The following is a 13,746-nucleotide window of genomic DNA, read 5'->3' on the forward strand; positions in this document are numbered from 1 at the left end:
CGGCTACCACGTCGCCAGTCGTTCCACCAGCAAGAACGCCCCGATCCCCAGCATTGCCGCCCCCGACGTCCGCGTCACCGCCCGGGCCGCGACCGGCTTCGCGGCGAGCAGCGCGCGGGCCAGGGCGCCGACCGTGAGGTAGACCGCCGCACAGCAGGCCATGTGGAGCAGGCCGAGGGCCGCCGTCTGGGCGGGGACGGGCAGGTGGGCGCCGCGGAGGGTGAGGAACTGGGGGAGTACGGAGAAGTAGAGGAGCAGGCCCTTGGGGTTGAGGCCGCTGATCGTGGCTCCACGCAGGAAGAGGCGCCGGTCGTCGGCGGCCTCGCCGGCCGCACCCGGGACCGCCGGCCGGCGCAGCACGCTCCAGCCGAGCCAGAGCAGATAGCCCGCGCCCGCCACCGTCAGGGCCGTCAGCAGCCGGGGGGAGCCCGCCACCAGGACTGCCAGGCCCGCCGTCGCCAGGACCGTGTGCAGAGCGTAGCCGCAGACCAGGCCCGCGACCGCGCGCGCGACCGACCCGCCGCGCAGGGCGGTCGCGATGACGTACGCCCAGTCGGCGCCCGGCACGCACACCAGCAGCAGGTCCACGGCGAGGAAGGAGAAGAGCAGTCCCGGATCCATACTGGGGACATTAGGCGTGAATGGCCCGAAAGTGTTCCCGAAGTTTGCTCATGATCGCCGCATCTGAGCAAATATCTTCTTCATGGACGACGTGGACCGGAAAATCCTTGCCGAGCTGCAGCAGGACGGGCGGCTGACCGTGACCGAGCTGGCCGCCCGAGTGCGGCTCAGCGTCTCGCCCTGCCACCGTCGGCTGCGCGAGCTGGAGAGGTCCGGCGCCATCCAGGGCTACCGGGCGCAGGTGGACCCCGCGGCACTCGGGCTGAACTTCGAGGCGCTGGTCTTCGTGTCCATGCGGCAGGAGGACCGGGACACGGTCGCCGAGTTCGAGCGGGCCGTCAGCGAACTGGATCACGTGCTGGACGCCCAGCGGCTGTTCGGGGAGCCGGACTATCTGCTCCGGGTCGCCACCGCCGACCTGGCCGCCTTCCAGCGGCTGTACGACGAGCGGCTGGCCACCCTGCCGGGGGTGCAGCGGCTGACGTCGACGCTGGTGATGAAGCACGTGGTGCGGGACCGGCCGTGGCCCGCGTAGACCGCAGGCGGTGGCTCACCGAGTGAACCACCGCCTGCCAGACAGGACTTGGACCCTGGAAAAAAGTGCGCGACGCGGCGCTACCTGGACGGCTTCTTGCCGGTCACGCCCAGGTGCACCAACAGTGCGAGATTCGGCTTGAGTTCGGCCTGCTTCACACCCCAGGACGTGAAACCCTTCTGGTGGGAGGCCACGGCCGCGAGCATCGCGACCAGCGAACCGGCCACCGCCGCCGGGTTGACGTCCTTGTCGACCCGGCCCTTGGACTGCAGTTCCGCGATGGAGTCCGCGAGGGAGTTGTTGACGGAGTTCAGGATCTTCATGCGGATCTTGTAGAACCGTTTGTCCCCCTCGGCCGCGCCGAGGTCGACCACGCGCAGGATCGCATCGTTCTTCCGCCAGAACTCCAGGAACCCGTCGACGAGTTCCTGTGCCGTCTGCCACCCCGCCTTGCCGGTCCAGGTGCGTCCTTCGAGGAGTTCGGTCAACCCTGCGCCCTCGGCCGCCATCTGCTCGGCGATCTCCAGGACGGCACCTTCGACGTCGGGGAAGTACTGGTAGAAGGTCGCGGGCGAAGTGCCCGCCTTCCGGGCGACATCGATGACCTTGACGTCCCGGTACGGGGAGGAGCTGAGCATCTCGCTGAGGCAGTCGAGCAGCTTCTGCCGGGTCGCCTGCCCACGCCGGCCGGCCACGCGGCCGTCGACGGTACGCACTTGTCCTGTCATGCCGTCAGCTTACCGAGGGGTGATCGGAGCGCGATTCGGCCGACTGCAAATGGGGTGCACGGGGACAGCGGGGGTGGTGTGCCTGGTCTGCGCGGTGCGCGTGGCCCGGTTACTTTGACGGCATGGCCGAAAACAGGGCATCCGCCGACGAAGAGGTGTACCGGGAGGGCGTCCCCTGCTGGGTGGACGCCCAGCTGCCCGACGTCGAGGCGGGCAAGCGGTTCTACGGTGAGCTTTTCGGGTGGACCTTCGAGGAGTCGTACGGCTCCTCGGTGTGGGCCCTGCTGGACGGCGACCGCGTCGCCTCGCTGGCGCCCAAGACGGACGGCCGCATGCCCACCGTCTGGACGGTCTCCTTCGCGACCTCGGACGCCGCGGCCCTCGTCCGGCGGATCACCGCGGGCGGCGGGCAGGTGGTCATGGCCCCGTTCCCGGTCGGCGAACTCGGCACCGCGGCCCTCGCCACCGACCCCGAAGGCGCGGTGTTCGGCCTGTGGCAGCCCGGCACCCACCCCGGCTTCGGGCGGCGGCACGCACCCGGCACCTTCGTCTGGGCCCAGCTGTACACCCGGGACACCGCCGGGGCCAACGTCTTCTACGGCGGCCTCTTCCACGACGCCCTGTTCGGCACCGGCGCCGAGCCCGACTTCGGCCGCGCGGACGTCACCGACGTGTTCCCCGCCGAGATGCCCCCGCACTTCGTCACCCACTTCCGGGTCACCGGTCTGGACGACGCCGTCGCAGCCGTGCAGCGGCTCGGCGGCCGGGTGCAGGCGCCACCCTTCGAGACGTCGTACGGACGAGTGGCCGTCGTCACCGACAATCAGGGGGCGTCGTTCGCACTGCTGCAGCGCTGATTCGTCCGCTTTGCTGTAAGACACCCCGATTTCTCACCGGGTTCGCAACCAGCCGCCCGGCCAGGAAGAATCAGGGTGCGTGCCGCCAAGGCGGTGCGGTGGTGAGACGCTGCACTTCGGTCGCGTACATATGTGGGTGGCGCGGCTCGTACGGGGAGGTGGCAGGCAAGTGGTGGATCAGCTGACGCAGCACGATCCGCGGCGGATCGGGCCGTTCGAGGTGCTGGGCCGGCTGGGCGCCGGCGGCATGGGGCTGGTCTATCTCGCGCGCTCGGCGTCCGGCCGGCGCGTGGCGATCAAGACGGTCCGCACGGAGCTGGCCGAGGACCAGCTCTTCCGGGTCCGCTTCACCCGTGAGGTGGAGGCGGCCCGGGCGGTCTCCGGCTTCTACACGGCGGCCGTGGTCGACGCCGACCCGCGCGCCGCCGTGCCCTGGCTGGCCACCGCCTACGTCCCCGCGCCCTCACTGGAAGAGATAGTGAACGAGTGCGGGCCGCTCCCGGCGCAGGCCGTGCGCTGGCTGGCGGCCGGCGTGGCGGAGGCCCTGCAGTCCATCCACGGTGCGGGCCTGGTCCACCGCGACCTGAAGCCGTCCAACGTGCTCGTGGTCGAGGACGGCCCCCGGGTGATCGACTTCGGTATCGCCTCCGGTGTCTCCAACACCCGGCTGACGATGACGAACGTCGCCGTCGGCACCCCCGCCTACATGTCTCCGGAGCAGGCCAAGGACTCCCGCAGCGTCACCGGCGCCAGTGACGTCTTCTCCCTCGGTTCCATGCTGGTCTTCGCGGCCACCGGTCACCCGCCCTTCCACGGCGCCAACCCGGTCGAGACCGTCTTCATGCTGCTCCGCGAGGGTCCGGACCTGACCGGTCTGCCCGACGAGCTGCGCCCGCTCATCGAGCTGTGCATGCAGATGGAGGCCTCCGCCCGCCCCACCCCGGCCGACCTGCAGGCCCAGCTCGCCCCCCACCTCTTCGGCTCCGGCTCCGACGACAGCGGCACCGCCTCCGCCTGGCTGCCCGAGAAGGCCGTCGGCCTCATCGAGTCCCGCCGCGGCGGCAGACCCGCCGTCAAGCCCGCTCCGGCCGCGACCGCCGGCCCGCGCAGTGCCGGCCGCCCGGCCGTGCCCCCGCCCCCGCCGTACGACCCGCCGGTCCCCGCGCCCGCCCCGGCCCCGGTCGGCGCCCCCGACACCGGCCCGGTCCGGCTGGCCGGCGCCCCGGTTCCCATCGGCCCCGGCCCCCGCGTGGCCGATGCCCGCGCCGCCGCGGTGAAGGCGCCTCCGCCCGAGGCCGGCCTGGTGGCCGGCTGGTCCCGGCCGCGGCCCGGCGTGGCCGGCGCCGACCCGGCCGTACCGCCCGTGCCCGCCACGTCCCCGGAGACGGCGAGCGGCTGGCGCCCCTGGCGGTTCCGGATGTCCAACGACGTCTGGGGTACCCCGTCCGTCGACGGCGACCTGGTCTACGTCACCTCCTTCGAGGTGCACGCGCTGGACGTGGCCACCGGCCGCCGCCGCTTCAAGACCCGGGACGTCGCCTGGTCCATGGCGGTCGCCGACGGCCGCATCCACGCCTCCGACGGTCCGACCCTGTTCGCCCTGGACGCCCGCGAGGGCACCGACCTGTGGCGGCTCTCCACGGACGCCTGGGTGTACTCCCTGAACGCCGACCGCGGCACGGTGGTCACCGGCACCCGGGGTGGCGGCGTCCAGGCCTGGGAGGCGTCGAACGGTCAGAAGCTGTGGGAGATCACCGGCTGCCAGACCGACTTCGAGTCCCCCGAGGCGGGCCCGGTCGTGCACGACGGGACGGTCTACGTCTGGCAGGACGCCCGGCTGCGCGCCCTGGAGGCCCGCACCGGCGAGGAGCGCTGGTCGTACCCGATCGGCGACGCGGCCTCCTGCGGCGGTGTCCCGGTCCGGCTGGCCCCGGCGTCCGACGGTCACGTGTACGTCTCCGCCGGCACCCGCGTGCTGGCCGTCGAGGCGGCGAGCGGCATGGTGCGCTGGCACTTCGAGGCCCCGGCGGTCTTCCTGTGCCCGCCGGCCTTCGCCCCCGGGCCGGCCGTCACCGGCGGCGGCATCTACCTCGCCGACTACCTCGGCACGGTGTACGCCCTGGACGCCAACGACGGCCGTGACCGCTGGCGCATCGCCACCGAGGCCCGCTCGTCCGTGGAGCCGGTGCTGGTCGCCGCCGGGCACGTGCACGTCGGCAGCGGCAAGGGCCTGTACACCCTGGACGCGGTCACCGGCACGCCCAAGTGGCGCTTCCAGGCCGGCGGCGACGTGGTGGGCGCCCCCGCGGTGGCGGAGGGCCGCATCCACTTCGGCTCCACCGACCACCTCCTCTACACCCTGAAGGCCGACGACGGCCGGCTGCGCTGGAAGCTCGCCACCGGCGGCGAGATCACCGGCTCCCCGGTGGTCAAGGACGGCGTGGTGTACGCGTGCAGCAAGGACCGGTGCGTGTACGCGCTGGATGCGGAGAAGGGCACGGGAACCGCGCGGAGCGCGTAGTGCGTGACGGCCGTCGTACCGGGTTTTTCACGGAAGGGCTCCAGACGGCGGCCGTCCAGGGCTGACGCTACCCCCGGCGCCGGGCACCCGCCAGAGGGTCGGAGCCGATGGTTAGGGTGATGTCATGGCCATGCATACACGGATGCGCACGCTCAAGTTCACGGCCGTACTGACCTTCACGGTCCTCGCTCTCACCGGCTTCTCGACCGGCCGGCACGGCCACCACCACGGGGGCGGAGGCGGTGGGGGCGGCTGCAGCAGCTCCCACCAGGACCACGACAGCTCGTCCTCGTCGTCCTCGGGAGGCTCCTACGACGACTCGGACGACGACACCTACGGCAGCGGCGGCACGAACACCTCGGGCGGCACCGGTGGCGGCGCCTACCACCGCCGGCCCACCCAGCGCTCCACGTCCTCCCCGGGCAGCGGGACGGCGCTGAAGGACGGGAAGGCGAGACTGGTGAGCTGCGCCACCGAGAAGGCGCAGTACGCGACCGTCGAGGTCAGCAACCCGAACGGCCGCGAAGCCGACTTCAAGGCGCACGTCGAGTTCGACGACGGGCAGGACTCGGCGATCGGCGACAACGCCGCCACGGTCACCGTCCCGGCCCATGGCACGGCGCGCGTCCAGGTGGAGCTGGTGGGCAGCTTCGGGGTGCGCGACGACGGCCTCGTCCTCAGGCTCGACCACTGCACCGTGGACCCGGTCGCCCGGCTCGGGACCTAGCCAGGCCGTGCCGGAAGGCTAGCCGGGCCGTGCCGAAAGGCACGGTCTAACGCACCCGGTACTCCCTCGGCCTTCCCGCGAACAGCTCCGCCTGCCGTCCGGCCGGCAGATTGCCGAGGGCGATGAGATGCGGTGCCTGCGCGAACGCCTGCGCACGCGCCGCCTCCCTGGCCGACCACAGCGCCCGCACGGTCCCCTGCACCCCCTCCGACGGATACCCGGCGATGACGGCGGCACAGCGCACGGCACTCTCCAGCGCGCCTCCCTCCACCGTGACTTCGGAGACCAGCCCCACCTCATGGGCCCGCCGGGCGGAGATCCGCTCGGCCGTGCCCATGAGCATCATCCGCGCGACCTCCCCGTACGGCATCCGCCCGGCCATGAGCACGGACTCGTAGGCGCTGACCATGCCGTACGTGGTGTGCGGGTCGAAGAAGACCGCGGTGTCGTCGGCGATCACGAACTCGGCCTCGCCCAGCAGATAGAAGGCCCCGCCGCAGGCCATCCCACGCACGGCCGCCACGACCGGCTTCCACAGGTCGTTCGCCTTCGGGCCGACGCCCAGCAGCGGATCGTCCTGCATGTACGGCGACGAGGGCTGCGGCACGACGGCGCTGCGGTCGATGCCCGTGCAGAACGCCCGCTCCCCGGCCCCGGTGAGCACGACGGCCCGCACGGAGTCGTCGAACCGCAGCTCGCGCCAGAGCGCGGCGAGTTCCTGTGCCATCGTGAGGTCGATGGCGTTGAGCCGCTCGGGCCGGGCCAGCGTGACCACGGCGACACCGGTGTCCTTGTCGGTGGCGAGGCGGACGGTGTTCACGCGAGCACCCACTGCGGAAGCCCGCCGGAGAAGACCGCCTGCACCCGGGCGCCGATCCGGATGCGCGCCGGATCGACGGAGTCCAGCCGCGCCCCCGGACCGCTGACCAGATTCCCGACCAGCCGTATGCCCGGGTCCTCCGCCAGTTCCACGACGACCACGTTGTACGGGGCCTGTTCCGCGTAGTCGGGCAGCAGCGGCGGATGCGGGACGACGTAGGACCACACACGCCCGCGCCCGGAGACCGGCCGCCACCGGCTCGCGAAGGACTGGCAGTGCGGGCAGCAGGGCCGGGGCGGGAAGCGCAGTTCACCGCAGTCGCCGCACGCCTGGACACGCAGCTCGCCGCGGTCCGCGTACTCCCAGAAGGGCGCGCCGGCGGGGTCCCTGACCGGAATCAGCATGATCAGCTCCTGAGGAGGAGAGCGGAGGTGGGAACGCCTTCACCGGCCGTGACCAGGCAGGTGGCAGCGCCGGGGACCTGGGCGGTACTGGTCCCGCGCAATTGCTTGACGCCCTCGTTGATGAGGTTGAAGCCGTGCACGTACGCCTCGCTGAGCCCGCCGCCCCCGGTGTTGACCGGCAGCCGCCCGCCGGTCTCCAGGGCGCCCTGCTCGGTGAAGGCGCCGCCCTCGCCGCGGGCGCAGAAGCCGTAGCCCTCCAGGGACAGCGGGACCAGGGCCGTGAACGCGTCGTAGATCTGGGCCACGTCGACGTCGTCCGGGGTGATGTCCGCGTGCTTCCACAGGTGCCGGGCGGCCGTCCAGGCGGGGCCGGTGAGGGGATCGTCGTTCCAGTAGTTGACCATGCCGTGGTGCTGGGCGGGCAGGCCCTGCGCGGCGGCATGCACGTACACCGGCTGCCGGGCGCAGTCCCGGGCCCGCTCCCGTCCGACGATCACACAGGCCAGTGCGCCGTCCGTCTCCAGGCAGTTGTCGTAGAGGCACAGCGGCTCACTGATCCACCGGGAGGTCATGTACATCTCCCGGGTCAGCGGCCGTTCGTACATCACGGCGGCCGGGTTCTGGTTGGCCCGGTTGCGGCAGGCCAGGGCCACGTTGAAGAGGTGGTCCCGGGTGACGCCGTACTCGTGCATGTACCGCCGGGCCAGCATGGCGATCTCGTCGGCCGGCCGCAGCAGCCCGAAGGGCCGGGTCCACTGCGCGGGCGTGGGCAGCTGCACCGCGGTGTTCGTCCACGGCCGGGGCCCGCTGCCCCGCTTCCGGGACCGCCAGGCGACGCCCACGGTGGCCTGTCCGGCGGCGATGGCGGCGGCGAGGTGCGCGACCGTGGCGCAGGAGCCGCCGCCCCCGTACCCCACCTTGCTGAAGAAGGTCAGATCCCCGAACCCGACGGCCTTCGCCAGCTCCACCTCGTCGGTCTCCTCCATGGTGTAGGAGGCGACCGCGTCGACCTCGCCGGGTGCGATGCCCGCGTCGTCGAGGGCGGCGAGCACGGCCCGGCAGGCGAGCGTCTTCTCGTCCTCCGGGAGGTGCTTGGCGAAGGCGGTCTGCCCGATCCCGACGACGGCGGTGGCGTCCTTGAGTCCTGGTCCTGCCATGTGGACCCCCTCTCCTGACAGGTCGTCAGATTACCGCTAATCTGACGGTTAGTCAGCTCGTGGGGTCACTGAGCGGGGAGGCGGCCGTGGTCGCGTGGGACACCATCCCTGAACTGGTCCGGTCGGCGGCCGGGCGCTACGCGGACACCGAGGCCGTGGTCGACGGCCGCACCCGCATCACCTACGCCGAACTCGGTGCCCGCGTCGAACGCGCGGCGGCGGCCTGCCTCGCGAGCGGCGTGCGGGTGGGCGACCGGGTGGCCGTCTGGGCCCCCAACTCCCTGGACTGGATCGTGGCGTCCCTCGGCGCGGTGACGGCGGGCGCGGTCCTCGTCCCGCTGAACACCCGCTTCAAGGGCACGGAGGCGGCGGACGTCCTGCGCCGCAGCGGGGCCCGGCTGCTGTTCGTGACGGGAACCTTCCTGGGCGCGTCCTACGTCGCCGCACTGCGCCGGGCGGCGGGCGATGGCGGGTCCGACGGCCGGGGCCCGCTGCCCGGCCTGCCGGAGCTGGAGCGGGTGGTGGTCCTGTCGGAGGACGCACCGCCGGACTTCCACACGTGGAAGGACTTCCTGGCGACCGGAGAAGGGCTGCCGCCGTCGCAAGTGCGAGCGAGGTCGGCCCGGTTGGACGGGTCGGCGGTGTCGGACATCGTCTACACCTCCGGCACGACGGGCCGCCCGAAGGGTGCGGTGATCACACACGGCCAGACCCTGCGCGCGTACGAGATCTGGGCGGACCTGGCAGGCCTGCGCCACACGGACCGCTACCTGATCATCAACCCCTTCTTCCACACCTTCGGCTACAAGGCGGGGGTGCTCGCCTGTCTCATGCGCGGGGCGACGATGATCCCGCAGCCGGTGTTCAACGTGGACACGGCGCTGGCGAACATCGCGGCGGAACGGGTTTCGGTGCTGCCGGGCCCGCCGACCCTGCACCAGCAGCTCCTGGACCACCCCGCCCGGGGCGCGTACGACCTGACGGCCCTGCGGCTGGTGGTGACGGGCGCGGCGGTGGTGCCGCTGCGGCTGGTGGAACGCCTGCGCGGCGAACTGGGCGTGGACACGGTCCTGACGGCGTACGGCCTCTCCGAGGCGAGCGGCATCGTCACGATGTGCCGGCGCGGTGACGCCCCGTCGGTGATCGCCGCCTCCTCCGGGCGGGCGATCCCCGGCACGGAGGTACGGGTGGCCGACGCACACGGCACCCCGGTGCCCGCCGGCACGCCGGGCGAAGTCCTGGTCCGCGGCTTCAACGTCATGCGCGGCTACTACGAGGACGCCAGGGCCACCTCGGAGGTGATCTCCCCGGACGGCTGGCTGAGCACGGGCGACGTGGGCGTCCTGGACCCGTCCGGCAACCTGCGCATCACGGACCGCATCAAGGACATGTACATCGTCGGCGGCTTCAACGCCTACCCGGCGGAGATAGAGCAACTGCTCGGCATCCACCCGGACGTGGCCGACGTGGCGGTCATCGGCGTACCGGACGCCCGCCTCGGCGAGGTCGGCAAGGCCTACGTCGTCCGCCGCCCCGGCTCGCTCCTCACCGCCGACGACCTGATCGCCTGGGCCCGCCGCGAGATGGCGAACTACAAGGTGCCGAGGGCGGTGCAGTTCGTGGGTGAGCTGCCGCGGAACGCGAGCGGCAAGGTGGTGAAGGGGGAGTTGCGGGGGAGGAGGTGACCCGGCCCGGCACCCATCGACCGTCCTGGGCCGCCGCTCCTCCGCCATTGACGTGCCGCGCACCCGCGCTCCGCCTGGACGCCGGGAGTACGGGGGCCGTCCTGCGCCTCCTCGGAGTTGGGGATCATCATGCCGGGGCGAGCGTCCGAGATCTCGACGCACTCGCCGCCAGTGCGGTTGTTGCAGCTGCTCTTGCGCCGCACGACGTCGCTCAGGTCAGTGGAGTGAGTGACGGCTGCTCGCAGCGGGACGAGTGTTCCCCCACCCCGGACACACCTCGGCCGCGACGGCTCCCCCTCCGCGCCGCCGCGGCCGATCCCCCTGTGGTGGAAGGTCTTGTCAGGCCTTCTCGTCAGTGGCGTGTGTGTTGTCCGGAGTAGCCACGCCGCCGTCCTGACCCGTGGCCAGAGTGATCGGCTTGATCGGCTCGCTGGTGGCGTGCGTGTTCAGCGTGGTCACCTCGTCGATCGAGGTCTCTGTCTGCGTCGTGTTCTTGGCGTCGCTCATGACTGCTCCCCTGATGCTCTGTGCGATGGGTCGGAAGGGCCCGCTCGGCAGCTCCCCCGAGAGCCGCCGGGCGGGTACTTATGGGCCGCTACACCTTAAGGTGAGCCCATGTGACGCCCCGTCTGCCCCCCGACACGACGGAACGACAGGACTGAGAGTGCCCTGCGGCGATAAACGAACGATGAACGTCCAGGGAGCCTGCTCAGGCCACTGTGAGCGGCTTGAGCAGAGCCCGGACGTCGTCGGCCTCTGGGGCACTCAGCGCCTCGAAGATGGTCAGCGCTTCTTGCAGACAGACCTGCGCACGACCGCTCTGTCCGATGCCGCTCAGCGCCCGCCCGAGCGCCGTGAGTACGTTTCCGCGCCGCCACTCGCCGCCGATTCCACGGAGGAGGGTCAGTGCCGATTCCGCGTTGGTGGCGGCCTGCGCCAGACGCCCCGCGGCAAGGTCGACCTCTGCCAGGCGGAAGAGGGTCATGCCCTCCCACAGCCGCTGCCGGCTGTCGCGGAAGACGTCGAGGGCCTCTTGGAGGCGGTGGGTGGCCTCCGCGAGCTGCCCGCTCTGGGTGAGTGCGAGGCCCAGCGCGTACCGCCCGTTGGCCCCTCTCAAGGCGTGCCCCATGTCGTCGTACATGTCGGTGACCTGCTGGGCCACAGACACCGCGCTCGCCATCCGCCCCAAGGCCAGGTGGATCCGGGACAGGTTGCACATGGCAGCCGCCTCACCGGCGCGGTCTCCGTGGTTGCGGAAGCTCTCGATGGCGCGGGTCAGGTGCGTCTCACCGTCTTCGTTGCGCCCCTGGTAGAGCGCGATGACTCCGAGCACGTTGGATGCCCAGCAACTGGTGAGAGGGTCTCCCGCCACCTGCGCCAGCCGGTAGGCCTCGGCGGCCTCTTGATCCGCGAGCTCGAACCGGCCGGAGACATGGTGGCCGTTGGCCAAGGTGACGAGAGCTCTGGCTTCTGTGCGTAGGTCCCCCACCGTACGCGCGGCCGCGCGCATGGACGTCCCGGTCGTCTCGTACTCCCTGGAGTTGGCGCCGGACTCCGTCAGATCCATGGCCGCCCACAACAGATCGACAGCGCGTGGCAGCCTGTCCGGACTGGTTGACTGCCGCACGCACGCCAGCGTGCAGATTGCCTCGGCATACAGCCAGTCCTGAGCCTGATGCCGGTCTTCGAACGTCAGCCCCGGGTACTGCGTTGCCTCCAGGTGATCCACCAGCCGGTCCTCGGGCCGTTCGATCGCATAAACCCCCGCCGCCGTTGCCAGATAGAAGTCCAGCAGCCGCGACAGCGCCGCCTCCCGCTCGCTCGGTGGCTGTTCGTCCCTCTCCGCGCATGACCGGGCATACAGGCGCACCAGGTCGTGGAACCGGTACCGCCCGGGTGCCGCCGACTCCAGCAGGGACGTGTCCACCAGGGACTCCAGCAGGTCCTCGGTGTCCTCCGCGGGGAGGTCCAGGACCGCTGCCGCGGCCGGCAGGGAGATGTCCGGGCCGTCGGCCAGACCCAGCAGGCGGAAGGCGCGGGCCTGGGCCGGTTCGAGTTGGCCGTAGCCGAGTTCGAAGGTTGCCTTGACCGCGAGGTCGCCGGCCTGGAGTTCGTCCAGGCGGCGGCGTTCGTCGGCGAGCTTGGCCGCCAGCACCGACACCGTCCAGGTGCGGCGGGCCGCCAGGCGGGACGCCGCGATGCGGATCGCCAGCGGCAGGAAACCGCACGCCGCGACCACGTCCAGTGCCGCCTCCCGCTCCGACGCCACCCGCTCCTCGCCCACGATCCTGACGAACAGGGCCAGCGCCTCGTCGGGGGACATGACGTCCAGGTCGACCAGGTGGGCGCCCGCCAGGTCCAGCATCCGGACCCGCGAAGTGACCAGGGCCGCGCAGCCCTCCGTGCCGGGCAGCAGCGGTCGTACCTGGGCCGCGTCCTTCGCGTTGTCCAGCAGGACCAGCACCCGTCTGCCGTCCAGGACCGAGCGGTAGAGGGCCGCCCGTTCCTCCAGGCTGTCCGGGATCGCCGAGTCCGCCGTGCCCAGCGCGCGCAGGAACGAACCCAGCACCGTCTCCGGTTCCGCCGGGCGCGGGCCCGCACCCTGCAGGTCCACGTACAGCTGGCCGTCCGGGAACGAGGGGCGCGCGCGGTGGGCCACGTGCACCGCCAGCGTCGTCTTGCCCACGCCGCCGATCCCGGCCAGCGCCGACACCGCCATGACCCGGCCCTCCGCCTCGGACGCGGAGGACAACACCTCGCTCAGTTCCGTGACGAAGGCCGTGCGGCCCGTGAAGTCGGGAACCGACGCGGGGAGTTGGGCGGGGCGGACGGCGGCCACGGTCGGCTCCGCCACCGGGGCCGAGGGTTCCGCCAGGGCCGGGTCGGCCTGGAGGATCCGCTGCTGGAGCTCACGGAGGCCGGGGCGCGGGTCCACGCCGAGTTCCTCGGCCAGCAGGCGGCGCGTGTCGGCGTACACCGCGAGGGCCTCCGCCTGGCGACCGCTGCGGTACAGCGCCAGCATCAGCAGTTCCCGCAGCCGCTCCCGCAGGGGGTGCGCCGCGGTCAGTGCCGTCAGTTCCGAGACGGCCTCGGCGTGGCAGCCCTGCTCCAGGTCCATGTCCAGGCGGGACTCCAGCAGGCCAAGGCGCCACTCCTCCAGCCGGGCCCGCTGGGCCTCGGCGTACGGGCCGGGGACGCCCGCGAGCGGCTCTCCCTCCCAGAGCGCCAGGGCGCGGTTCAGCAGGTCCCGGGCCTGGCCCAGGTCCCCGGCACCGCGGGCCTTCTCGGCCTCCGCCGCGAGGTCCTGCGCGACCGCCGCGTCCAGGGCGCCGTCGCGCAGCCCGCGGACGGCGTAGCCGCCGGACTCGCTGACCAGCACCCCGGGGTCCAGGATCTTGCGCAGCCGGGACGCGTAGGTGCGGACCGCCGCCAGTGCCTGGGACGGCGGCTCGGACCCCCACAGCGCGTCGATGAGTTCCGCCGCCGTGGCCGTACGGCCCTCCCGCAGCAGCAGGGCGGCGAGCAGGGCGCGCTGCTGGGGGGAGCCGGTGCTGAGCGCCACCTCGCCGCGCCAGGCCCGCACGGGGCCGAGCACGCCGAAGCGCAGCAGGTCCGGCTCCGCGATGGCCGCGGAGCCGGCACGCCGCTGCTCAGGTACCCGCGGCCCACCGTCCATGCGTTCGTCCCCCTC

Annotated in this window: 12 protein-coding genes; 5 read left to right on the plus strand and 7 right to left on the minus strand. The window is 72.3% G+C overall.

Annotation, left to right across the window (positions count from 1 at the left end; all coding sequences use genetic code 11):
- Window positions 1-3: 3 nt before the first annotated feature.
- Window positions 4-621, minus strand: a complete 618-nt coding sequence (locus ACZ4SF_RS19010) for a LysE family translocator (protein WP_468385473.1) — start codon at window positions 619-621, stop codon at window positions 4-6.
- Window positions 622-703: 82 nt separating this feature from the next.
- On the opposite strand from ACZ4SF_RS19010, the gene ACZ4SF_RS19015 reads away from it, so the two are divergent.
- A complete protein-coding gene (locus tag ACZ4SF_RS19015; RefSeq protein WP_468385475.1) occupies window positions 704-1,156 on the plus strand; it encodes an Lrp/AsnC family transcriptional regulator in 453 nt (150 codons plus the stop codon).
- 80 nt (window positions 1,157-1,236) lie between these two features.
- Here the strand turns inward: ACZ4SF_RS19015 and ACZ4SF_RS19020 are convergent, their stop codons facing one another.
- A complete protein-coding gene (locus ACZ4SF_RS19020) occupies window positions 1,237-1,872 on the minus strand; it encodes a TetR family transcriptional regulator (RefSeq protein WP_468385978.1) in 636 nt (211 codons plus the stop codon).
- A 134-nt stretch (window positions 1,873-2,006) separates the two neighbouring features.
- On the opposite strand from ACZ4SF_RS19020, the gene kbpA reads away from it, so the two are divergent.
- The 3 genes from kbpA (at window position 2,007) to ACZ4SF_RS19035 (ending at window position 5,989) form a co-directional block, all read left to right on the plus strand.
- Complete coding sequence (gene kbpA / locus ACZ4SF_RS19025) at window positions 2,007-2,741, plus strand: AfsK-binding protein KbpA (protein WP_468385478.1); 735 nt, start codon at window positions 2,007-2,009, stop codon at window positions 2,739-2,741.
- Window positions 2,742-2,910: 169 nt separating this feature from the next.
- Window positions 2,911-5,262: a protein serine/threonine kinase AfsK gene (gene afsK, locus ACZ4SF_RS19030; RefSeq protein ID WP_468385480.1), complete on the plus strand. Its 2,352-nt coding sequence runs from the start codon at window positions 2,911-2,913 to the stop codon at window positions 5,260-5,262.
- Between the two features lie 124 nt (window positions 5,263-5,386).
- The gene (locus ACZ4SF_RS19035) at window positions 5,387-5,989 is read left to right on the plus strand and encodes a hypothetical protein (protein ID WP_468385482.1); all 603 of its coding nucleotides are present in this window, start codon (window positions 5,387-5,389) and stop codon (window positions 5,987-5,989) included.
- A 46-nt stretch (window positions 5,990-6,035) separates the two neighbouring features.
- Here ACZ4SF_RS19035 and ACZ4SF_RS19040 read toward each other — a convergent pair whose 3' ends face one another.
- The 3 genes from ACZ4SF_RS19040 to ACZ4SF_RS19050 are packed head-to-tail and all read right to left on the minus strand — an operon-like array spanning window position 6,036 to window position 8,370.
- On the minus strand, window positions 6,036-6,809 hold the full coding sequence (locus ACZ4SF_RS19040; protein WP_468385484.1) for an enoyl-CoA hydratase/isomerase family protein: 774 nt from the start codon (window positions 6,807-6,809) through the stop codon (window positions 6,036-6,038).
- The gene (locus ACZ4SF_RS19045; protein WP_468385487.1) at window positions 6,806-7,213 is read right to left on the minus strand and encodes a Zn-ribbon domain-containing OB-fold protein; all 408 of its coding nucleotides are present in this window, start codon (window positions 7,211-7,213) and stop codon (window positions 6,806-6,808) included. Before ACZ4SF_RS19045 ends, ACZ4SF_RS19040 begins: the two co-directional genes overlap by 4 nt.
- Before the next feature lie 2 nt (window positions 7,214-7,215).
- A complete protein-coding gene (locus ACZ4SF_RS19050; RefSeq protein ID WP_468385490.1) occupies window positions 7,216-8,370 on the minus strand; it encodes a lipid-transfer protein in 1,155 nt (384 codons plus the stop codon).
- 86 nt (window positions 8,371-8,456) lie between these two features.
- On the opposite strand from ACZ4SF_RS19050, the gene ACZ4SF_RS19055 reads away from it, so the two are divergent.
- Window positions 8,457-10,055: a FadD3 family acyl-CoA ligase gene (locus ACZ4SF_RS19055; protein WP_468385491.1), complete on the plus strand. Its 1,599-nt coding sequence runs from the start codon at window positions 8,457-8,459 to the stop codon at window positions 10,053-10,055.
- A 339-nt stretch (window positions 10,056-10,394) separates the two neighbouring features.
- Here ACZ4SF_RS19055 and ACZ4SF_RS19060 read toward each other — a convergent pair whose 3' ends face one another.
- Window positions 10,395-10,562: a hypothetical protein gene (locus tag ACZ4SF_RS19060; RefSeq protein ID WP_468385492.1), complete on the minus strand. Its 168-nt coding sequence runs from the start codon at window positions 10,560-10,562 to the stop codon at window positions 10,395-10,397.
- Window positions 10,563-10,764: 202 nt separating this feature from the next.
- Window positions 10,765-13,731 (minus strand): SARP-family global regulator AfsR, encoded by a 2,967-nt coding sequence (afsR, locus tag ACZ4SF_RS19065; RefSeq protein ID WP_468385495.1) that lies wholly within the window; start codon window positions 13,729-13,731, stop codon window positions 10,765-10,767.
- Window positions 13,732-13,746: the final 15 nt, after the last annotated feature.

It is taken from the genome of Streptomyces sp. NPDC027663 (assembly GCF_055566415.1).